Raw genomic sequence first — 21,446 nt, forward strand, 5'->3', positions numbered from 1 at the left:
AGACTCTCTTTCCCTTTCTTTTAAACTATTTCTCACGTTTTGGCTGTTTCAATCTTTCACGACTGATTATACGCCCGCAGTCCCCTCCCCATCGGGCATCCGGGATTCCGGGCGTACAGACAGGATTCAGCGTCTACTCACAATACTCACAAGCAACCGCCCGCTTCCCATTTTTATTTTGTGTTTTTATAAAAGTTAATCAAGCTTCCCGCCAGCAGAACTTCCTTCTCCGCCTCGGTCACATCCTTGAGATCCAGCATAAGCTTCCGGCTGCTGCCGTCTGTTCCGATAACAGTTGCTTCAAATTCCTTTGCACCCTTTTCAACTGCTTCACGGATACCCGGCAGATATACATACTCGCCAGCTTCCAGATTAATTTCCGCCTCATCGCAGGTAAATGGCAGGATACCCCAGTTGACGCAGTTGCTGCGGTAACGCTTGGTTGCGTACTCGATACAGATGTCAGCCAGACCGCCAAGCACCTTCTGACAGCTTGCTGCATACTCGCGAGCTGAACCATCACCCGGACGTTTTGCATACAGTACGGAACCAATACCGGTTGTCTGCATCAGCTCCTCAAGCGATGTTGTAACGCCAGCTGCCTGCAGTACCTGATAAAATTCACCAGCCTTAGCGCTGTCACCAGCCAGACGAGCTTTCTCATACTCCTGTGCCGCTTTCGCACGGCCAACATACTTCGGATCCTTACGAATCAGGGTAAATTCTGAAATCTTGTACGGATTAGAACGATAGGAGGCTGTCTCACCGGACGGAATCAGTTCGTCTGTGGTTGTCACTTCGTCACGGATTACGCTGGCTACCTGTAATAACAGATTTTCTTTTAACGGCTCCATCTCCGGCCAGTCCTTGATGGACGGTCCATAAACGATCTCTGTCTCCGGTTTTGCTTTTCCAAATCCATTGTATACAATGTTCTCGTAAATGTGCTCATTGAATTCATAGGATGGTGTTTCAAATACAACCGGGCAGTTCTCTGCAGAGGTTAAATAGCCGCCATTAAATGCAGTTGCCGCGATTGACTTGGAATCCATCAGTGCAACCGATGCGATCTGACCGGTTGCCGGGTTGCTTCCCTCACGGTTCGGGAAGTTACGAGTGCTATGACGGATACAGAAATCATTGTTTCCAGGTGCATCCGATGCGCCGAAGCACGGTCCGCAGAATGCTGTCTTCACACGCACCCCATATCCCATCAGGTCATTTAAGACACCGATTTTGTTTAACTCATACATAATCGGCTGAGATGCCGGATAAATATTGAATGGGAAGGTTCCCAGTCCTTTGTCCATCTTCTTCGCGATCTGGTCAACCGCATAGATATTTTCGAAGGAACCGGCTGCACAGCCTGCGATCGCCGCCTGATCAACCTTGATCTTGCCGTCATGAATCTTGGAGCAGAGATCCAGATGAATATCCTTGTTATTCTCGAAAACACGCTCTGCCTCTTTTTCTACCATCTTTAAATATTTCTCCGGTTCAGCGATGACATCTGCCAGCGGATATGCATTGCTTGGATGGAACGGAAGCGCAATCATCGGAACGATCGTATCCAGATTTACCTCTACTACGCCGTCATAGAGTGCTACATTGCCCGGAACCATCTCCTTGAAGCCCTGCGGACGCTTGTGAATCTCAAAATACTCTTTTACCTTATCATCCGTCGCCCACACAGAAGACAGACAGGCAGACTCGGTTGTCATCGTATCAATACCGTTTCTGAAATCCATTGAGAGGCTGTGTACGCCCGGTCCAATGAACTCAAGGACTTTATTCTTCACAAAATTATTCTTAAATACCTTGCCGATGATGCTCAAAGCCACATCCATCGGACCAACCCACGGCTTCGGGGTACCGGTTAAAAGAACGGCAATCACACCCGGATAGTCGATCTCATAGTATTTTCCCAGCATTGCCTTTGCAAGCTCCGGACCGCCTTCGCCGATAGAGACAGAACCCTGTGTACCATAACGGGTGTGGGAATCGGATACAATCGACATATCGCCGGAGTTAACGATCATCTCACGCATGTACTGATGGATGACTGCCTCATGCGGCGGAACGAAGATACCACCGGATTTGCGGCAGGCAGATTCTGCATATTTGTGGACATCGGTGTTAATAGTACCTCCGACTGCACACAGACAGTTATGGCAGTTTGTAAATACACACGGCATCGGGAACTCTTTCAGACCGCTTGCGTAAGCTGTCTGGAGAATGCCGACGTAGGTATTGTCATACACACCCATAGAATCAAACTGGATTTCCAGATGTTCCATATTGTCTGAGTGATTGTGTTTTGAAAGCACCTGCCAGGTCAGTGTTTCTTTCTTTGCTGCTTCTTCAGAAAGCTTTGCAGCTTCCTCTGCACTTGCAATGTGATCGTTATTTATAATGAATTGTTTTCCCTCATGTAAGGTTACCATATATGTACTCCTTTCGTTACGATTCGTGCCAATCGAATCATTCTCATTTTTCTGCTAAAAATCGGCTTTTCAATTCAAAAATATCTCGTTTTTTTCTCTACCGGGTCTTAAATACTATGCAGACTGGGCTCTCCGTTTCTACTACCACCGGATTTTCCTGTAAACTTCCATTCTCATTTCTCTTGAAGCATACAATGGTGTCTGTTACCTCATTGGCTGCAACAACCCACTCTCCATCCGGACTGACAGTCAGAAATCTTGGCTGTTCACCGCCGGTCTTAATGTTCTGCATCCAGCTCATCCGGCCTGTCTCAGCGTACAGATGGTACACGCTCACGCTGTCATGCTTGCGGTTCGATACGTACAGGGTCGTTCCCTCTGCATCCATATCGATAGCGCTCGCCCAGCCGTCTCCGGCATAGTCCTCCGGCAGACTCGTCAAAATCTGCATCGGCTCCAGCGTTCCCTCGTTCTCATCAAACCGGTACGCCGCTACCGTGCTGTCTTTCTCATTCACGCAATAGCAGAAACGATTGCTCGGTGCAAATACGCAGTGTCTCGGCTCTGCCCCTGTGCGTCCCTTGATGGCAAAATGCTCTCTCAGTGTTCCTTCTGTTCCGTTTGTTTCAAATAATGTAATTTTTCCGACACCCTGAAGCCTTCCCTGGGATGGAACTGCCAGCCAGCGTCCGCTCCGATCAAGCATCGTCTGATGCGGATGGGAAATATAACCCGGACCGCCGTTACCGGAAATGAAATACAATTCCTTGATTTTTCCAAGACTTCCATCCTTCAGCACCGGAATCAATGAAACTGCACCGGTCTGTAAATTTGCCACATACAGCCATTTTCCGCTTCTGTCAAGCACCAGATGCACCGGATTCGTTCCGTGTGTGCCCACTGTATTGCAGTAGACAAGATTTCCATCCGGCTGGATTCGATAAGCGCTGACTTCGCTGTAATCACCATGAATGGTATACAGCATGTCCTGTGCTTCATTCAGACAAAAATAGGACGGATTCACCGGACCTTCTAAAAGTCCAACCGGTTTCCAGGTTCCATTTTCTATCTCAAAAATACGGATGCCTTTGCCGCGGGCGTTGCGCTCCTTGGTGGTGCGGCATCCTACATATGCGAACTGTTTCATGGTAGATTCTCCCTATCCTTTCCTTAAACTTCCACTTAACGATTGTTCAGAAACCTGCCTGTTCCATTTTCAAAACCAAATCCATTCAAAATGGCATTCCGGTTTCTGAACTTCCGCTTTCTCCTCTTGGCTCTGTCAATTATCCAACAAAACTTGTCACTCCGATAAAGGTCAGTACACACACAATCACAACGACCGTCGCGGACAGCGCGAACAGAGTACCGAACATCTTCTGCTGCTCCTTATCGCTGCAGTCCGTCTCCTGTGCATAGCTTGCCAGAATCAGGCTGCCGCCGGTTGAAAGCGGGCTGATACCTGCAACGGTTGCGCTGCACACGATTGCAGTGATAATCTGCATGACGGATGCACCGCCCACCTGGGATGCGATATCCGGAACCGTCGGAATCAGAGTCGGGAATACAACGCCGTTTGCACTGGAGAACCAGGACATTAAGCCTGCCGTAAAGCCCATGATCGAACCAGCCGTCCGCTTCGTCATAAAGGATGCCAGGATGGAGGAAAGCAGGTCGATGCCGCCCATTGTCTGGGTAATATTCATCAGGACATTGACGCCTGCAATCAGAATCAGAACACTCCACGGAATCGCCTTGATCGCTTTTTTCTCATCTGCTGTACCAAGTAAAATCAGAATCATTGCCAGTGTGAAGCAGAGAAGTCCTACATCATAGGAGAAGCCGACAACCAACACAACCATGATTACCAGAGCAATCAGGCTGAGCCACTGATTCCGCGTAAATTTCTCCACCTTTTTCTCGCCGCTCTCTGCATTTCCGCGCAGCTTGTAGCCGCCTAAAAGGATATACATCGCAACTGCACAGACAAAGTTGCTGACGCTGACACCGATGAAAATATTGTTGATGGAACCTTCAATTCCCATCTCTGTCATCATATCACCTACGATAATACCTGTCAGGGCAATCGGGGAAGCCGTTCCGCCGACCGCACCGAGAATCGCCATGACACCCATCAGAATCGGACTTACCTTCATCTGTACTGCCAATGCGACTGCAAAAAGGACGGTAACCGACTGCACGCTGATCGCGCCCGGTCCGGCTGCAGATAAACCAAAACTAACTACATAAATGATAATCGGTACTAAAAATAAATGTTTCCCGCAAAGTCCTATTAGACGATCCGATATCTTTTCCAGAGTTCCATTCTGCTGTAAGAGGCTGAAAAACAGCATCGTTCCGAGCAGGGTTGCAAACAGCTTAAATGGAAATCCTTTATAGATATCTGACGCACCTATGCCGCCAATTTTTCCCAGTATCAAAGCCAGACCGAAGCAGACCAGACCTACATTTGTTTTCTTCACAAATCCAAGTACAATCGCCCCAATCAGGCATCCAAGTGCTACTACCTGAAGTCCCATAATCATTCTCCCTCTTCTATCTTGTGTTTGTTGCCAGGTTACCTTTATTCTTTTACGACGTCCATTGCAATGTGGCAAAGCTTGCTTTTTTACTTTTCCAGCTATCTTCCATTTTCATTTCTTGCATTAGTCTCTCACATACACCCAGCCGTCCATGATACGTCTCGCCGTCCGTGTCACGCCGCCCTTGATGACTTTTTCGCCGTCCATCTTAACATCCACTTCGGTCACGCCACTCGCATGTCCCAGACGGATAATATCCTGATCCGGCGCCGGGTTGACAATCTCATTGACGATTGTGCCTGAAATCCGTGCTGCTGCGCCTGTTCCGACTGCTACAGTCATCGGGTACGCCTTGTGAAGTGCGCCGACCGAGATCGCCCGGCAGCAGAGATCCATCGTATCCGCTTTTACTTCATTTCCATCCATATTGATGTAGTCTTGCGGAGCAGAGACGATGGAAACCTTCGGAGCCGACGTCGATTTCGTCCGCGCGTCCTCCCAGTTCTCCACGAAACCGCATTTCACTGCCGCCATGCCGCGGATACGCTCGATGTGTTCCATCACATCTTTATTCTGATTCAGTTCCGTAAGCTCGGATCCCTTAATTCCCAGATCCGATGCTTTGATAAATACCATCGGGTTCGAACAATCAAGTACAGTCACTTCCGCCGGACCATATCCCGGTACATCGAATACCTCTTTTTTCTGCCCGGTCGGGAACAGCTTTCCGGTCTTGGAACCAGCCGGATCCTCAAAATACATATCGATGCGGGAACCTGTTCCCGGAACCCCCTGAATCACCTCGTCGCCGTGTACCATCGCATGGCCATCCTCAACGCGGACATGTTCCTCAATGATCTTATTGGTGTTCGTATTTAACACACGCACCACCGTGATCGGCTCAACCGCCGGAACCAGACCTTCATCAATCGCAAACGGACCAACCGCCGATGAGATGTTTCCGCAGTTTGCACTTCCGTCCACTCTCGGAATCACGATATCCACCTGACGGAATGTGTATTCCACATCCACGCCCGGCTTGTCGGACGGTGCAATGATCGCAATCTTGCTGGTCGAAGAAACCGTTCCTCCCATGCCGTCAATCTGCTTCACATCCGGGGTACCCATGACTTTCAGGAAAATATCATCCCAAAGACTCTTATCCTCCGGCAGATCCTTCTCGTGGAAAAATACCGCTTTGCTGGTACCTCCTCTCATGTAGACACATGGATATTTTTTCATGTACATAATTCTCCTCCTTCTCCTATAATGCTTATTTTCATTGAACCTTCTTTTTTGTTTCACTGCTTCTATGTTGTGTTTTTACTTTCACATCTGCAGCTGCCCTTGTGCTGTGTTTTGAACGGAGTTTTCCTTGGCTCCTGCCCTGTATCGCACGAAATTTTCAGTTCAGAAAATCCCCACCTGTGAACAGTTACAAATTCCTGCTGCCACCACGTTTTCTTACGGCACTTTCGGTTCCAAAAGTGCCTACCTGTGAACAGCAACCAACTTACTATTAATTTTTTCTTATACATACTATAACTCATTGCCCCATCCGCTGTAAAATGGTATGATCTTATCAAACTTCATAACGATTTGGAATGATAAGGAGTTCGATATGGATAAACGTGACTATGAACTGCTGCTGGCGCTCGACCAGCACAAAAATATAACAAAGGCGGCGCAGTCTCTCTATATGACACAGCCTGCCATCACCAAGCGGATTCAGAAGATGGAAGAAGAACTGCACTGTCCGCTGCTCATCCGCTCCAAGCGCGGCGTGCTCCTCACCCCGGCAGCCGAAAGCCTGCTGCCCTGCGCCCGCACGATCCTAAAAAATATGGAGCAGATGGAAGAACTCGCTGCCGCCAGCCAGGACTATATCTGCGGCACGCTGCGACTCGGCTGTTCTCTGAACTACGCCCACTACCGCCTCCCGGCAATCCTCAAGGACTACACAGACCGCTATCCCAAAGTAGAGGTGCATATCACGACCGAGCAAAGCCGCCAGCTCTACAAGATGCTTTGCAAAGAAGAAATCTCCCTCGCCATCCTGCGCGGCGAATATAACTGGGACGGCAAAAAGATTCTTCTCGCCTCCGAACCCGTGTGCCTGATCTGCAGCCGCGAGGACGCAGGGCGTCCTCTGACCGACTATCCGTACATCAGCCACAACACCGACTCCGGCTTAAATTCCCAGCTTTTCTCCTGGTTCGAAGCGCGTGGACTGACCGGCATCCGACGGAATTTCCAGATCGACAGCATCGATACCTGCAAGGAAATGGTGCGGTATGGGCTTGGCTGGAGTATCCTGCCGTCCATCTGCCTGAATAATTTTGACGGCTACACCGAGGCACTTTTCTGGCAGGATGGCACACCCTTTGTCCGCAATACGTATCTGCTCTGCCAGCCCACCAGTGATCGGCTTCCGCAGGTCAAGAAGTTTCTGGAACTTCTCTAAATGCCACCCTGCTTCGCTCCCGTTCAGGGTGCCTGCTGTAAAACGCCGCCTCCTTGCCTACCCAGGTAAAACGTTTTTTCTTCTGCCATCCCGCCAACTTTATGGTAAACCAGACAAGTTGCACAAAATATATGTTCGACTTTCTTATTGTCCACATTATCCACATTTTGTCCCCAGTTTTGTGGATAAGTTTTGCACACCCATTTTCTCCCTTTTTTAGGGAAAATGGAGTTTTACACCGACTTATCCACATTATCCACAATTTCCATCTGTTCACGAAGCCCCCGTTTTCCCCGGCGCATTTTGATTTCTTTTTTGTTCAGATCTCATAAACTTGCATATTTCTTCCAAAAATACAAGCAGATCTATTGACAAATGAAGAACCCTCGCATTGCCTCCAAACCCCCGTTTTTCCTAGCTTTTTCGACCTTTTTCTGTTGCAAAAACACACCCATTCCGCCCTATCCTGCAAGACTCTTTTTTAATATTTCATTGTCCGCCGCACAAACCGCGCACAACTCCCTTATAAAACAACAGTAATTCGTGAAAAATCAAACGACACAGTATTTCGACCTGTTTTCCAATTAATTGTGTTGACAATTTTGCGAAAAAGGTTGAATTTAACATCCAAAAGTGGTATACTATAGCCATCCCAATAAAAAGGAGCGATGATTATGCGTTATAAGATTACTGGAAGAAATATCAATGTTACCCCGGGGTTAAAAGCAGCTGTAGAGGAGAAGATCGGAAAGTTAGAGCGATACTTTAATCAGGACACCGAAGTGAATATCACACTTACGGTTGAGAAAGATCGTCAGAAGATCGAGGTTACCATCCCTGTCAAAGGCACCATCATCCGTGCCGAGCAGGAAAGCAACGATATGTATGTATCGATTGATTTGGTAGAAGAAATCATCGAGCGTCAGCTCAAAAAATATAAGAATAAAATCGTAGACAAGAAACAGGCAGCCGTTGCATTCTCTGACCTCTTCATAAATGAAGAGTATGATTCCAACGACGAAGTAGATATCGTCAAAGTAAAGAAATTCGCTATGAAGCCGATGGATCCGGAAGAGGCTTGTGTACAAATGGAACTTTTAGGACATAGCTTCTATGTATTCCTGAATTCCGAAACCGAGCAGGTCAATGTTGTTTACAAACGTAAAGGCAACACCTACGGATTGATCGAACCAGAATTTTAATTCATCGCTTCGTACTATAAGTAGACAAGTTTCCTGGCAAAAAGGGGAGCTGCCATGTGGCAGTTCCCCTTTTTGCATTATGTTAAGTTCCATTCATATTCTATTTCTTTTCTTAAAACAGACCCGTGATCCGTCCATTCTCATCGACATCGATCTTCTCTGCCGCCGGCACCTTCGGAAGTCCTGGCATCGTCATGATATCGCCGGTCAGCGCTACGATGAAGCCTGCGCCCGCGGATACTTTCAGGTTGCGGACAGTTACCGTAAAGTTCTTCGGTGCGCCGAGCAGCTTCGCATTGTCCGAAAAGCTGTACTGCGTCTTCGCCATACAAATCGGATAGTTAGCAAATCCAAGCTCAGTCAGGCGTTTTGCCTGTTTCTTTGCTGCATCCGTGAGTACAACGCCGTCGCCGTGGTAGATCTTCTTCACGATCGCATCCAGCTTCTCCTCGATGGTTGTATCGGTCTCGTAGCAGTAGTGGAAATTGCTCTCAGTCTCGCACAGGCGGATGACTTCTTTTGCCAGCTCCTCGCCGCCTTCGCCGCCTTTCGCCCATACTTCGGACAGAGCCACATTGACACCGACCTCATGGCACTTGTCCTCGATCAGCTTTAATTCTGCCTCGGTATCCATTGGGAAGCGGTTGATCGCTACGACACACGGAAGTCCATATACCTTGGTAATATTTTCTACATGCTGCATCAGGTTCGGAAGTCCCTTCTCCAGCGCTTCCAGATTCTCTGCGTTTAAGTCAGCCTTCGCCACGCCGCCGTGATGCTTCAGAGCACGTACCGTCGCTACTACAACGACCGCCGACGGTTTCAGCTCTGCCATCCGGCACTTGATATCCAGAAATTTCTCCGCACCCAGGTCGGCGCCGAAGCCAGCCTCTGTGATCGTGTAATCACCCAGCTTTAATGCCATCTTTGTCGCAATGACGGAGTTACATCCATGCGCGATGTTCGCGAACGGACCGCCGTGGATAAATGCCGGTGTATGCTCTAAGGTCTGTACCAGATTTGGTTTCAGGGCATCCTTTAAAAGAGCCGTCATCGCGCCCGCTGCTTTCAGATCACCGGCAGTGACCGGTTCCTCGTCATAGGTATAACCTACGATAATCTTGGAAAGGCGTTCTTTCAGATCCGTAATATTGCGTGCCAGGCACAGAACTGCCATGATCTCGCTGGCAACCGTGATGTCATATCCGTCCTCACGGGTCACGCCATCCACGCGGCGTCCCAGACCATCTACGATGTTGCGGAGCTGACGGTCATTCATATCGACAACACGCTTCCAGGTAATACGCTTCGGATCGATGCGGAGTGCATTGCCCTGATAGATATGATTGTCCAGCATCGCTGCCAGCAGGTTGTTTGCTGCGCCGATCGCGTGGAAATCACCGGTAAAATGGAGGTTGATATCCTCCATTGGAATGACCTGTGCATATCCGCCGCCAGCTGCACCACCTTTGACACCAAAGACCGGTCCCAACGACGGCTCACGAAGCGCTACGGTTACCTTTTTGCCAAGACGTTTCAATCCGTCTGCCAGACCGACCGTGGTCGTGGTCTTTCCTTCTCCGGCTGGAGTCGGGTTGATCGCGGTCACCAGAATCAGTTTTCCATCCTTGCCCTCGGTCTCCTTCAGAAGACTGTAGTCTACCTTTGCCTTATAATTTCCATACTGCTCCAGATACTTCTCGTCTACGCCTGCTGCCTGTGCAATCTCACCGATTTTCAGTGGATTCGCTGCCTGTGCAATCTCAATATCTGTCATCATTACTCCTGTACCTCCCTGTTTTTGCGGTTTTGCCTGTTCCGGTCAGTTTCCACACAGTGAATGTTATCTGCTTTATCTGCTGTAAAGATGATCCCCCCCTGTGAATTTCCCAGAAAGGCTGTGAATGTTATCTATTATATACTGTGTCTGACAATTTGGAAAGACACAAAATTGATTTTTCACAAAAAATTGCATCCGATTCCAGTTTTTCTACTCTTTTCTCAAGTTCTGATACATAACTTTCGTCCTTGATCGATGCCAGATTGATCTTCACATTAAAGAGGGCACCCACAACCGCTGTCCGGGCTAACATCGCCGCAATCAGACCGTCAGAAACGGCACCTTTATTGCCTCTCTTTACGACCGCTTCCGCCATCGGAAAAATCTTTGCCGCTGACTCCGCAATCGCAAGCGGCGCTTCGGTTGCCTCTTTTAACCCCTGCTGCAGGGCGGCAGTGCGGATTTTTTTCTCCTCCTCCGTCTCCTTCGGAAGCTTCAGCGCTCTCATATATCCATTGAACGATTCGCTGTCCTTTTTGATCCCTGCCAGCAGCTCCTCATGCAGCGCAGCGCCCTCAGCTGCCAGCGCCTGCATTTCCTCCTGCACCCCGGCATATTTTTCCTTTCCGATGGTCAGATTTGCCACCATTTCCATCAATGCCGCACCCAGCGCTCCCACCATCGCCGACACGCTTCCGCCGCCCGGTACAGACGCCTTCGAAGCAGTTTCTTCTACGAACTGGTTTACGGAAAGTTCTCTTAATTCTGCCATGATTTTTCTCCTTTTTTATGAAAAAGAATGTGCCTTGGCACATTCTCGCGCCTCGCGCGGTCGCCTGCGACATAATTCTTCTTCGCGCGAGTGCACACATTTTCCTATGAAAATGAAAAAATACCGCAAAATTGCTTGTCTCACCGATCAGAAATCTTCTGCCCCGCTGGCAACGTAATTTTGCGGTATTCCCACCGCGCCCTACGGATATGAAATCGTTCCGTAAGAACCGATATACTCCTTTATCTGCGTTTACTAATTTAAGAATGAAACTGCCTTACACGGTGTTCGGTAGTTAGACGGCGAAATCTTGATGCCGCTCTTTGCCGTACTTGCGTGGATAACCTGTCCATTGCCTATGTAAAGTGCTACGTGATTGATATAATTGCCGCTCGCATAAAAAAGCAGATCGCCCGGCTGTACTGCGCTGACCGCAACCTCCTTGCCCTTTGCCGCCTGATCTCTCGAGCTTCGTCCGGTTGAAATACCGAAATGTGCAAATACACTCATTGTAAATCCGGAACAGTCCGCGCCGTTTGTCAGACTGGTTCCGCCGTATACATACGGATTTCCAAGGAACTGCTTTGCGTATGCCACAACCGCAGAACGAGTAGCATTTGTTACTTCATTTCCAGAAGAGGACGTACCGCCTGTGCCTGGTCCGCCGCCCGGTCCAACGCCGCTTGCAGTGGTCGCTTTCGTCGCTGCCGCGGTAGTCGGCGCTTTCGTCTCAGCTGCCTTTGTCGTCTCCTTGGCTGCCGCTGTCGTCCCAGCTGCCTTGCTTTCGCTCGGATTCGCCTCTATTGTTCCGCTGTAGGAAGTCTCCGATGCTTTGGTCGTCTCTTTGGCAGCTGCCGTGGTTTCCTTCGCCGCTGCCGTGGTTTCCGCTGCCCTCGACTCTTCCTCGGCTTTCTTCTTTACCTGTTCCAGGTTCTCGATCGCCGCATTCGCTTCCTGTTTCAGTTTTTCTTCTTCAGCTTTCTGCTGCTGTTCCTCAGCTACGGAAACTGCCTGTTTAAAGTCTACCTGTGTCGTAATATAATCTTTATACACATATCCGACCAGATCATTATCGACGGAAATCTTGGCAAAATCGCCCTCTTCTCCGATCACCTCATACTCTGCATCGGCAGAAAGAAGATCCAGCGTCTTGCCCTCTAAGCTCGGCGTCTCTCTCAGGCGAAGCGTAGAGGTATTTGTAACCTTCGCGTAGGTTGTGCCGACCTCCCTGGCAATCTTGGACGCCTCCTCGCCAGTCACAAAATACTGTGCTTTAATATAACCGGTCACGGACCCCGACTGGATATGGTACCATTTGCCGCCCTCGCCGTCCACCGTGTCCAGAATCGTCGCCGCACAGTTATTGTAAATCTTTCCGACTACCTCGCTGCTGGTGCTCGCCTGTGCGCGCACATTGACATAATTGGTCACACGGGAAATCGCGATATTATCGTAGATCGACTTGGACATCGCGCGGACAACCGCCTCAGTCTCGCCAGTTGTCTCCTTTGGCTGGGCTTTCGTCTCTGCTGGCACCTGTGCCGGTTTGGCCGTCTGCGCGCCGCCTGCCACGCCTGTCTGACCGGCTCCCGCCACTGCCAGAACTTCTTTAGAAGCAAATGCCTCCGCCAGCTCTTTTTCCGGGTTCAAGCTGCTCGCATAGTAATTATTGATCGCCACTGACGCACCAGCGACCGGGGCATCCGTCTCCAGATTCATCGCCGCCTGGGCGCTCATCTGTCCCGTCCCTGCCATCACAAGGCACGCTCCTGATGCTATCAGAAATTTCAGCGTTTTTCTCATAAGAACCTCCTACTCTTCTGTCCGTTCTGTTCCGTCGTTTTATCTCAAACTGTAACTGTTCAGTACCTTCACAGTCACGCGCAAAAATCCATTAAAAATTGCCTACGGCAATGGGATTTTTGCCTGCTGACCCATGTTTTCTTCTATGTTAAAAATGAGTTATGCCTGAAGATATCGCTCTGCAGATGCCACGCAGTTTGCACCGTCCGATGCCGCTGTCAGAATCTGGCGCAACGCCTTGGTCCGGACATCTCCGGCTGCAAATACGCCCGGAACGCTCGTCTGACCGCTCTCATCCGCCCGGATGTAGCCCTGCTCATCAAGCTCTAACTGACCCGCATACAGCTCACTCTCCGGTGCGATTCCGACCGCAATAAAGACGCCATCCACGTCCAGCCGCTTCTCTTCTCCGGTTTTGGTCTGTCTCAGCCGCAATGCCTCCACCTGACCATTTCCTTCAATCGCAGCCGTCTCGCTGTTCCAGACAAATTCAATATTTTCAAGCGCCTGTAAGCGCTCCTGCAGCCGTTTTGCCCCGCGAAGCTTGTCTCTGCGGTGGACGATATATACTTTTTCACACATCCGTGCAAGAAAAATTGCATCTTCCAGCGCCGCGTCGCCGCCGCCCACAACGGCAACCGTCCTTCCCCGGAAAAATGCCCCGTCGCAGGTCGCGCAGTATGAAACGCCTGCCCCGCGAAGTTCCTCTTCTCCCGGCACCTCCAACGTCCTGTGATGTGCTCCGGATGCCAGAATCACACAGCGTGCCTCATACGTCTCTTCCTCGCAGACTACTTTCTTCACATTTCCTGAAAGCTCGACCTGCACGACCTCATCCTGTACAACTCTTGCTCCCAGCTTGTTTGCATGCTCCCGGAACTGTCTGGAAAGCTCAAAGCCGGTCACACCCGGAAATCCCGGATAATTGTCCACCTCCCAGGTATTCAGCACCTGTCCGCCGCTGATTCCATTCTTCTCTATCACAATCGTGTCCAGACATGCCCGCTGTGCATAAATCGCCGCACTCAAGCCAGCTGGTCCGGAACCAATGATTATTATATCATACATGGTATACAGTTCCTTTCTTCCGAATCTGTTCGGTAATTGATCCGCTCTATCGCTGTGTCAGATCCATTTGGTTTTAGTATAACACATTTTGGCACTTTCATACAATGCTGTAAAACACTCAGAACAGCAAAAAATGGATGAAAATTTCTTACGATTTTATGACAGGCGGAAAAATGAAACTATTTCATGAATTTTAAATACATGCTATAATTCAATCAAATATGATGTTGGGGGCAAAAGCTTTTGACCCCTCTAATACCGAATTGCTCTGCACTGCGTGCTCCCGCAATTCTCAAAAACATTCGCAATTCGCTCATTTTTCTTTGAAAAATGGCTACTTACTCATGTTTTTGGCGGGTCCCAAGGTCAAAAATTCTCCTGCAAGCAAGCTTGCGTCGAACTTCTGACCTTTTGACCCTGGTATCATCAAATATACGCATATAAGGAGTTTACTGCCATGAATCATAAAACTATCCTCGTAACCGGCGCTTCCCGCGGAATCGGGAAAGCGATTGCATTAACCTACGCTAAGAACGGCTGGGATGTCGTGATTACCTGCCTAAGGCGGGAAGAAGAATTAAAAAAGACCCAGCGCGAAATCGAAGCGCTGGGCGTTTCCTGCCTTGCCTGGATGGGCGATGCGGGCGATTTTGAGAGCTGTTCCCGCCTGTTTGGCGCGATCCGGGAGCGCTTCGGTTCCCTGGATGTCCTCGTCAACAATGCAGGGATTTCCTACATCGGTCTGTTCCAGGATATGACGCCGGACGAGTGGAACCACATTCTCAATACCAACCTGACCTCCGTCTTCAACTGCTGCCGCCTCGCCGTTCCGATGATGGTGTCACGCAAATCGGGACGCATTCTCAATATTTCCTCCGTCTGGGGCGTCTGCGGCGCTTCCTGCGAAGTCGCCTATTCTGCCACCAAAGGCGGCATCAACGCCATGACGCGCGCCCTCGCGAAGGAACTTGCGCCGAGCAGCATCCAGGTCAACGCGATCGCCTGCGGCGCTATTGACACCGAAATGAACCAGTTTCTCGATGAAGAAGAACGGAATGCCCTGCTGGAAGAAATTCCAGCCGGACGTATGGGGCGTGCCGAGGAAGTCGGAAAACTGGCATACCAGCTGGGGAGCGAGAACTCCTATTTAACGGGACAGATAATTCAACTGGACGGCGGCTGGATCTAAAACCTGAAATAAATAAACGGATTATACGTGCTGCTGACGAGATACATGGTACACAAAAACAGCAGCACAGCCATAATCACAATATCCACTGTCTTTGTCACTTCTTTCTCATACAAATGCTCCCGCAGCTTCGGGCATATACTCTGCACGATGCCCGAAAGCAGCACGCCCAGCACCGCAAGAAAAATCACCTTCCGATTCACGAACAGCGACGCCGGATAGATGCCGTTCTCCCAGGTAAACATCTGATGCAGGATCACTTTCGCATCCGCCAGCGTATCGGCGCGAAAGAACACCCAGCCAACCACTACAACCAACGCCGTATAGATGTGATTCAGTCCCCGGAAGCAGTTCTTCTCCAATAGCTTCCCAAGTCCCATGCGTTCCACCACCAGAAACAGCCCATGGTACAATCCCCAGATGATAAAGGTTGCCCCAGCGCCATGCCAGAGCCCGGTCGCAAAAAAGACAATCAGCAGATTAATATACGTCCGCACCTGCCCTTTCCGGTTGCCGCCCAGCGGGATATAAAGATATTCCCTAAACCAGGTCGAGAGTGAAATATGCCAGCGTCTCCAGAACTCGCGGATCGAGGTAGAGATATACGGATAATTGAAGTTCTCCATAAAATCAAATCCAAACATTCTTCCCAATCCGATCGCCATATCCGAATATCCCGAAAAATCAAAATAAATCTGAAGTGTGTACAAAACCGCCAACATCCACGCATTGACCGTTCCCAGCTGTGCCAGCGGTTTCTCCATCATCCAGTCTACCGTCGCCGCAAAGGTATTAGCAAACAACATTTTTTTCGCCAGTCCGTAGGAAAAGCGCTTGATTCCATACGCCATCCCCTCCGCCGTACACTGCCGGTTCCCAATCTGTTCGCAGACATCATGATACTTGACGATCGGTCCCGCGATGAGCTGCGGAAAGAAAGAAATATAAAGCGCCAGATGAAAGATATTTTTTTGCGCCTGAATCGTCCCCCGGTACACATCCACCACGTAGGAAAGCGCCTGAAACGTGTAGAAGGATATTCCGACCGGAAGAGCAATCTCGCGGAAAGAAAGTGTATGTGCGCCGCCCGCAAAGCGGCTTAACAGAGAATTTGCAATCTCGACTGCGAAGTTAAAATATTTGAAATAGCCCAGAAGAAGGAGGTTTAAAAACACGCAGGTTGTAACAGCAAGGCGCATTCTGTGTTTACTCTGCATCCTCCCAATCCACAATCCAAAGAAATAATTCAGCCCGATCGAAACAAGCATCAGAATCACATACTTCGGCTCGCCCCACGCATAAAAAAAGAGGCTGGCAGCCAAAAGGACGCCATTGCGGATATGCAGATTTTTCGTTATAAAATAAAGCAAAAATACCGCTGGCAAAAAATACCATAGGAACACAAGGGAACTAAATAACATAAATCATACCATCCTGTATTTGTTACTGTTCACGCATACGTGCCCAGTAACGGAATTTGCCGTGGCTTCTCTTTTAAATACGGCAAATTCCTGCCTCCACCACGTTTTCTTACGGCACTTTCGGTTCCAAAAGTGCCTACCCGTAAACAGTAACCTGTATTTTCTTATATAGCAGATAAATCATATCTATATTCCAGACACTCTATTATACGGGTAATCCCCCTTAATCTGTCAAGTGTTTTTGACCAGAATAAAGAATGTGCCTTGGCACATTCTCGCGCCGAGCGCGGTCGCTTGCGACATATTTCTGCTTCGCGCGAGTGCGCATCCTCGCGGAGCGTTTTTTGTTTCATAGGACGCAATTTCCTATGAAACAAAAAACCCTGCCTCCCAGGTTCATCACCTCGGAAACAGGGTTCTCTTTACTCGCTGGCACGGGACTGCGGAGTACTGGGCGGATTCAAGTCGAACGTTCGTGAGACTTGGCGCGTGATTCTGGTCAGCGAAGCTGACATATTCCTATCAGAATCACTGCGCATCCTCGCGGAGCGTTTATCTCAGTCTTCTCGACTGAGATAAATCCGTCCAGCCGGCGCTGTCTCATATATTTATCAGAGAAAAATATACAAAACTCTACTGCTTATTTATTGTAAGAAGATATCTCTTCCTGCTTTTAATTAGTTGTTCTTAGCTGCTGCTTTAGCTTCTTTGATCTTCTCAGTCAGCATCGGAACGATCTTGTTTAAGTCACCTACTACGCCGTAGTCAGCAACATCGAAGATCGGAGCAGACTCATCTTTGTTGATAGCAACGATGATGTCAGACTCTTCCATACCTGCCAGATGCTGGATAGCACCGGAGATACCGATTGCAAAGTATACGTTCGGACGAACAGTCTTACCTGTCTGACCTACCTGAAGATCCTTCGGTTTCCAGCCAGCATCTACAACTGCACGAGAGCAGCTTACGGTACCGCCGATAGCCTCTGCCAGATCATCCAGAATCTTGAAGTTCTCCGGGCTTCCTACGCCACGACCGCCGGATACAAGGATCTTAGCATCCATGATATCAACGGTGTTGGATACAGCCTTAACAACTTCCAGAATATCAACATATTTGTTGTTCTTTGTGAATCCCGGATTGAACTCAGTAACAACAGCTTTTTTGCCAGCTTCCTTCGGAGCCTTCTGCATAACACCCGGACGAACGGTTGCCATCTGCGGACGGAAATCCGGGCAAGCGATGGTAGCGATGGTGTTGCCGCCGAATGCCGGACGAGTCATAAGCAGCTGATTGTGCTTTGTCTCTCTACCCGGAACCGGATTCATCGGGAAATCGCCGATATCAAGTTTTGTACAGTCTGCAGTCAGACCTGTATGGATTCTAGCGCAAACACGCGGACCAAGGTCACGACCGATTGCAGTTGCACCGATCAGGAAGATTTCCGGTTTGAACTCTTTGATAACAGATGCGATTGCATGTGTGTACGGCTCTGTACGGTACTCTTTTAATTCCGGATCGTCTACAACGATAACCTTATCTGCGCCGTACTCTGCTAACTGATCTGCAAGACCCTTAACGTCAGAACCAACTAAAACAGCGGTTACTTCTACTCCTAAATCTTTTGCTAATTCTTTACCTTTGCCAATCAGCTCATAAGCGATATTGCTGATAACATTATCCACCTGCTGTGCAAAGACAAATACGCCCTTATATGCTTCTAAGTTGTTCATCTTATTCACCACTCTTTTCTATAAAATAATTAGATAATGTGTTTCTCTGCCAGTTTGCCAACGATATAATCTGCGGAAGCTGCCGGATCAAGTTCTACTTTCTCGCCAGCACCCTTTCTTACCTTATCGGAAGCTTTTGCGATCTGTGTCGGTGATCCCTTCAGACCAAGGTTGGAATCCTCAACCTCTTTCAGATCTTTTCTGCCCCAAACGGTGATCTCTTTTGCATATGCATCAAAGATTCCGCCCGGAGTCATATAACGCGGCTCGTTTAACTCTGCAAGAGCGGTTAAAAGACACGGAAGCTGTGCTTTTACTACATGATATCTATCATCATACTGACGCTCAACTACGATGTATTTCTCAGCTTCGTTTACTTCACGAATCTTCTGAGCGTAGCTGATTACCGGAAGGCCAAGGTGCTCGGAGATCTGCGGACCTACCTGAGCGGTATCGCCATCGATAGCCTGACGGCCAGTAATGATTAAGTCATAATCCAGGTTGCGAAGTGCGCCTGCGATTGTCTGGGAAGTAGCCCAGGTATCTGCACCACCAAGTACACGATCAGTTACAAGAACACCATTGTCTGCGCCCATAGCCATAGCCTCGCGAAGAACCTCTTCAGCCTTCGGAAGACCCATAGTAACTACGGTAACTTCTGCACCATACTGATCTTTTAAGCGAAGCGCTGCCTCCAGACCTGCTTTATCATCTGGGTTCATGATTGCCAGCATTGCGCTTCTGTCAAGAGTACCATCCGGGTTAAATTTAACTCCGCCTTTGGTATCCGGAACCTGTTTTACACAAACTACAATTTTCACGGTATTTTCACTCCTTATTTTTTTCTTTTTTCTCTAGGACTGAGATTGTTCTGATTTCTCTGCAGACTGAATTATTTTAACAGATCAGCGGAGATAACCATTCTCTGAACCTCAGATGTACCCTCGTAGATCTCAGTGATCTTAGCATCACGCATCATACGCTCTACGTCGTACTCTCTCGTGTAGCCGTAACCACCGTGAAGCTGTACAGCCTTGGTTGTAACTTCCATAGCAACCTCTGCTGCATACAGTTTAGCCATAGCTGCTTCTACAGAATAGGTTTTCTGTGTCTTCTTAGCAACGGCTGCTCTGTAAACAAGGAGCTGAGCTGCTTTAACTTTGGTAGCCATATCTGCCAGCTGGAACTGAGTGTTCTGGAACTGACCGATAGCACGACCAAACTGTTTTCTCTCTTTTACATAATCAACAGTTCTCTCAAGAGCGCCCTCTGCAAGACCAAGTGCCTGGGAAGCGATACCGATACGTCCGCCATCCAGGGTATGCATAGCGATGTGGAAACCTTTGCCCTTCTGGCCAAGCAGGTTCTCTTTCGGGATACGGCAATCTGTGAAGATCAGCTCGTATGTAGCAGATCCACGGATACCCATCTTCTTCTCTTTGGTACCGAAGGTGAAGCCCGGAGTTCCTTTCTCTACGATAAATGCAGAGATCTCTTTTTTCTTTCTGCCCTTTACTTCAACAACGCCTGTTACAGCGATGATAACGTAAATGTCAGCCTCTTTACCATTGGTAATGAAAACTTTGGAGCCGTTTAATACCCACTCGTCGCCGTCTAATACAGCCTTGGTCTGCTGACCCTGAGCATCTGTACCAGCACCCGGCTCAGTAAGACCGAAAGCACCAAGCTTCTCGCCCTTAGCAAGCGGAACCAGGTATTTCTGTTTCTGCTCTTCAGTACCGAAAGTCTGGATCGGATCGCAGCACAGAGATGTGTGTGCAGATACGATAACGCCGGTAGTACCACAAACTTTGGAAAGCTCCTCAACGCACATAGCGTATGTTAACGGATCACAGCCCTGTCCGCCATACTCCTTCGGAACCGGGATGCCCATGAAGCCAAGCTTCTGCATCTTTTTAACGGTTTCCTCCGGGAAGTGCTCTGTCTCGTCAACTTCCTGTGCCAAAGGTTTTACTTCGTTCTCGGCGAAGTCATGGAATAACTTTCTCGCCATTTCATGCTCTTTACTTAATGTAAAATCCATGTGTCTATTCCTCCATCATTTTCTTATATACGCTTAAGAGGCGGCTTTAAGCGCCGCCCCGTTGCGGTTCTTAAAAATCTGGTACTCTATTATGTTTTCATCTGGTCAAGAAGCCAGACTTATGTACATATTAGTTGTACTTGTAGAAGCCTTCGCCAGACTTACGGCCAAGCTTGCCGCCGCGAACCATCTTTCTAAGAAGCGGCTGCGGACGGTACTTCGGGTCACCAGTCTCAGACTGAAGTACTTCCATGATAGCCAGAACAACGTCCAGACCTACCAGGTCGCCCAGTTCAAGCGGTCCCATCGGATGGTTAGCACCCAGCTTCATAGCGGTATCGATACCCTCTACAGAAGCCTCGCCCTCAGCGTAGATACCGATAGCTTCGTTGATCATCGGGATGAGGATACGGTTTACTACGAAACCAGCGCCCTCTTCTACCTGTACCGGGATCTTGCCGATCTCTTCAGAGATCTTCTTAACTTTGTCAACAATCTCTACCGGAGTGTTTAAGCCTGCGATAACCTCAACCAGCTTCATAACCGGAGCCGGGTTGAAGAAGTGCATACCGATAACCGGGCGGTCAAGACCTGCACCGATCTCAGTAATGGACAGAGAAGAGGTGTTGGTAGCGAATACGCAGTCTGCCTTGCAGATAGCGCCCAGCTCTTTGAAGGTCTGTTTTTTGATCTCCATGTTCTCGATTGCTGCCTCAACTACGAGATCGCAGTCGCTGCAGATAGTCTTAACGCCGGTATGGATTCTGGCAAGGATCTTGTCTGCATCCTCTTTTGCCATCTTTCCTTTTGCTACTCTCTTCTCAAAGTTCTTGGAAATTTTCAGTTTGCCGTTGGAAGCAAACTCTTCGTTAATATCACACAGGCATACTTCATATCCATCTACCTGGGCAAATGCCTGAGCGATTCCGGAACCCATGGTTCCTGCACCAATAATACCAACTTTCATGACAAATCCTCCTGAA

Annotated in this window: 16 protein-coding genes; 3 read left to right on the forward strand and 13 right to left on the reverse strand. The window is 48.9% G+C overall.

Annotated features, from left to right (window positions below):
* Window positions 1–173: 173 nt before the first annotated feature.
* The 4 genes from DWZ45_RS07580 to DWZ45_RS07595 form a co-directional block, all read right to left on the reverse strand.
* Window positions 174–2,444, reverse strand: coding sequence for a hydratase (locus tag DWZ45_RS07580; protein ID WP_118468419.1), 2,271 nt, complete (start codon window positions 2,442–2,444; stop codon window positions 174–176).
* Window positions 2,445–2,541: 97 nt separating this feature from the next.
* Window positions 2,542–3,591 (reverse strand): lactonase family protein, encoded by a 1,050-nt coding sequence (locus tag DWZ45_RS07585; RefSeq protein WP_118468420.1) that lies wholly within the window; start codon window positions 3,589–3,591, stop codon window positions 2,542–2,544.
* A gap of 139 nt (window positions 3,592–3,730) precedes the next feature.
* Window positions 3,731–4,984, reverse strand: a complete 1,254-nt coding sequence (locus tag DWZ45_RS07590; RefSeq protein ID WP_118468422.1) for an SLC13 family permease — start codon at window positions 4,982–4,984, stop codon at window positions 3,731–3,733.
* 126 nt (window positions 4,985–5,110) lie between these two features.
* Window positions 5,111–6,229 carry a PrpF domain-containing protein gene (locus DWZ45_RS07595; RefSeq protein WP_207661056.1) on the reverse strand — a complete coding sequence of 373 codons (1,119 nt, stop codon included), beginning with the start codon at window positions 6,227–6,229 and terminating at the stop codon, window positions 5,111–5,113.
* A 379-nt stretch (window positions 6,230–6,608) separates the two neighbouring features.
* On the opposite strand from DWZ45_RS07595, the gene DWZ45_RS07600 reads away from it, so the two are divergent.
* Both DWZ45_RS07600 and raiA read left to right on the forward strand, forming a co-directional pair.
* Entirely contained in the window at window positions 6,609–7,451 is an 843-nt protein-coding gene (locus tag DWZ45_RS07600; protein WP_118468424.1) for a LysR family transcriptional regulator, read from the forward strand.
* Window positions 7,452–8,125: 674 nt separating this feature from the next.
* Window positions 8,126–8,653: a ribosome-associated translation inhibitor RaiA gene (gene raiA, locus DWZ45_RS07610; protein WP_022360630.1), complete on the forward strand. Its 528-nt coding sequence runs from the start codon at window positions 8,126–8,128 to the stop codon at window positions 8,651–8,653.
* A gap of 112 nt (window positions 8,654–8,765) precedes the next feature.
* On the opposite strand, the gene DWZ45_RS07615 is transcribed toward raiA, so the two are convergent.
* The 4 genes from DWZ45_RS07615 to trxB all read right to left on the reverse strand — a co-directional run bounded on the left by DWZ45_RS07615 (window position 8,766) and on the right by trxB (window position 14,085).
* A complete protein-coding gene (locus DWZ45_RS07615) occupies window positions 8,766–10,433 on the reverse strand; it encodes a formate--tetrahydrofolate ligase (RefSeq protein ID WP_118468428.1) in 1,668 nt (555 codons plus the stop codon).
* Between the two features lie 127 nt (window positions 10,434–10,560).
* Window positions 10,561–11,205, reverse strand: coding sequence for a cyclodeaminase/cyclohydrolase family protein (locus DWZ45_RS07620; protein WP_118468430.1), 645 nt, complete (start codon window positions 11,203–11,205; stop codon window positions 10,561–10,563).
* Window positions 11,206–11,460: 255 nt separating this feature from the next.
* A complete protein-coding gene (locus tag DWZ45_RS07625; RefSeq protein ID WP_118468432.1) occupies window positions 11,461–13,008 on the reverse strand; it encodes an SH3 domain-containing C40 family peptidase in 1,548 nt (515 codons plus the stop codon).
* A 159-nt stretch (window positions 13,009–13,167) separates the two neighbouring features.
* Complete coding sequence (trxB, locus tag DWZ45_RS07630) at window positions 13,168–14,085, reverse strand: thioredoxin-disulfide reductase (protein ID WP_118468434.1); 918 nt, start codon at window positions 14,083–14,085, stop codon at window positions 13,168–13,170.
* Between the two features lie 448 nt (window positions 14,086–14,533).
* On the opposite strand from trxB, the gene DWZ45_RS07635 reads away from it, so the two are divergent.
* Complete coding sequence (locus tag DWZ45_RS07635) at window positions 14,534–15,265, forward strand: SDR family oxidoreductase (RefSeq protein WP_118468436.1); 732 nt, start codon at window positions 14,534–14,536, stop codon at window positions 15,263–15,265.
* Here DWZ45_RS07635 and DWZ45_RS07640 read toward each other — a convergent pair.
* The 5 genes from DWZ45_RS07640 to DWZ45_RS07660 all read right to left on the reverse strand — a co-directional run bounded on the left by DWZ45_RS07640 (window position 15,262) and on the right by DWZ45_RS07660 (window position 21,430).
* Window positions 15,262–16,686: an MBOAT family protein gene (locus tag DWZ45_RS07640; protein ID WP_118468438.1), complete on the reverse strand. Its 1,425-nt coding sequence runs from the start codon at window positions 16,684–16,686 to the stop codon at window positions 15,262–15,264. The genes DWZ45_RS07635 and DWZ45_RS07640 overlap by 4 nt on opposite strands.
* Window positions 16,687–17,363: 677 nt before the next feature.
* Window positions 17,364–18,419: an electron transfer flavoprotein subunit alpha/FixB family protein gene (locus tag DWZ45_RS07645; protein WP_022360637.1), complete on the reverse strand. Its 1,056-nt coding sequence runs from the start codon at window positions 18,417–18,419 to the stop codon at window positions 17,364–17,366.
* 29 nt (window positions 18,420–18,448) lie between these two features.
* Window positions 18,449–19,240, reverse strand: coding sequence for an electron transfer flavoprotein subunit beta/FixA family protein (locus DWZ45_RS07650; RefSeq protein ID WP_107001363.1), 792 nt, complete (start codon window positions 19,238–19,240; stop codon window positions 18,449–18,451).
* Window positions 19,241–19,311: 71 nt separating this feature from the next.
* Window positions 19,312–20,463: an acyl-CoA dehydrogenase gene (locus DWZ45_RS07655; RefSeq protein ID WP_107001362.1), complete on the reverse strand. Its 1,152-nt coding sequence runs from the start codon at window positions 20,461–20,463 to the stop codon at window positions 19,312–19,314.
* Between the two features lie 130 nt (window positions 20,464–20,593).
* Complete coding sequence (locus DWZ45_RS07660) at window positions 20,594–21,430, reverse strand: 3-hydroxyacyl-CoA dehydrogenase NAD-binding domain-containing protein (RefSeq protein WP_107001361.1); 837 nt, start codon at window positions 21,428–21,430, stop codon at window positions 20,594–20,596.
* Window positions 21,431–21,446 lie beyond the last annotated feature (16 nt).

This window comes from Clostridium sp. AF32-7AC, from assembly GCF_003477925.1.
Classification (GTDB): Bacteria; Bacillota; Clostridia; order Lachnospirales; family Lachnospiraceae; genus Otoolea; species Otoolea fessa.

What these genes read in the sequence shown, in the direction of transcription:
- DWZ45_RS07580 (WP_118468419.1), bottom strand. Translation starts at nt 2,444, where the DNA reads ATGGTAACCTTACATGAGGGAAAACAATTCATTATAAATAACGATCAC.
- DWZ45_RS07585 (WP_118468420.1), bottom strand. Translation starts at nt 3,591, where the DNA reads ATGAAACAGTTCGCATATGTAGGATGCCGCACCACCAAGGAGCGCAAC.
- DWZ45_RS07590 (WP_118468422.1), bottom strand. Translation starts at nt 4,984, where the DNA reads ATGGGACTTCAGGTAGTAGCACTTGGATGCCTGATTGGGGCGATTGTA.
- DWZ45_RS07595 (WP_207661056.1), bottom strand. Translation starts at nt 6,229, where the DNA reads ATGAAAAAATATCCATGTGTCTACATGAGAGGAGGTACCAGCAAAGCG.
- DWZ45_RS07600 (WP_118468424.1), top strand. Translation starts at nt 6,609, where the DNA reads ATGGATAAACGTGACTATGAACTGCTGCTGGCGCTCGACCAGCACAAA.
- raiA (WP_022360630.1), top strand. Translation starts at nt 8,126, where the DNA reads ATGCGTTATAAGATTACTGGAAGAAATATCAATGTTACCCCGGGGTTA.
- DWZ45_RS07615 (WP_118468428.1), bottom strand. Translation starts at nt 10,433, where the DNA reads ATGATGACAGATATTGAGATTGCACAGGCAGCGAATCCACTGAAAATC.
- DWZ45_RS07620 (WP_118468430.1), bottom strand. Translation starts at nt 11,205, where the DNA reads ATGGCAGAATTAAGAGAACTTTCCGTAAACCAGTTCGTAGAAGAAACT.
- DWZ45_RS07625 (WP_118468432.1), bottom strand. Translation starts at nt 13,008, where the DNA reads ATGAGAAAAACGCTGAAATTTCTGATAGCATCAGGAGCGTGCCTTGTG.
- DWZ45_RS07635 (WP_118468436.1), top strand. Translation starts at nt 14,534, where the DNA reads ATGAATCATAAAACTATCCTCGTAACCGGCGCTTCCCGCGGAATCGGG.
- DWZ45_RS07640 (WP_118468438.1), bottom strand. Translation starts at nt 16,686, where the DNA reads ATGTTATTTAGTTCCCTTGTGTTCCTATGGTATTTTTTGCCAGCGGTA.
- DWZ45_RS07645 (WP_022360637.1), bottom strand. Translation starts at nt 18,419, where the DNA reads ATGAACAACTTAGAAGCATATAAGGGCGTATTTGTCTTTGCACAGCAG.
- DWZ45_RS07655 (WP_107001362.1), bottom strand. Translation starts at nt 20,463, where the DNA reads ATGGATTTTACATTAAGTAAAGAGCATGAAATGGCGAGAAAGTTATTC.
- DWZ45_RS07660 (WP_107001361.1), bottom strand. Translation starts at nt 21,430, where the DNA reads ATGAAAGTTGGTATTATTGGTGCAGGAACCATGGGTTCCGGAATCGCT.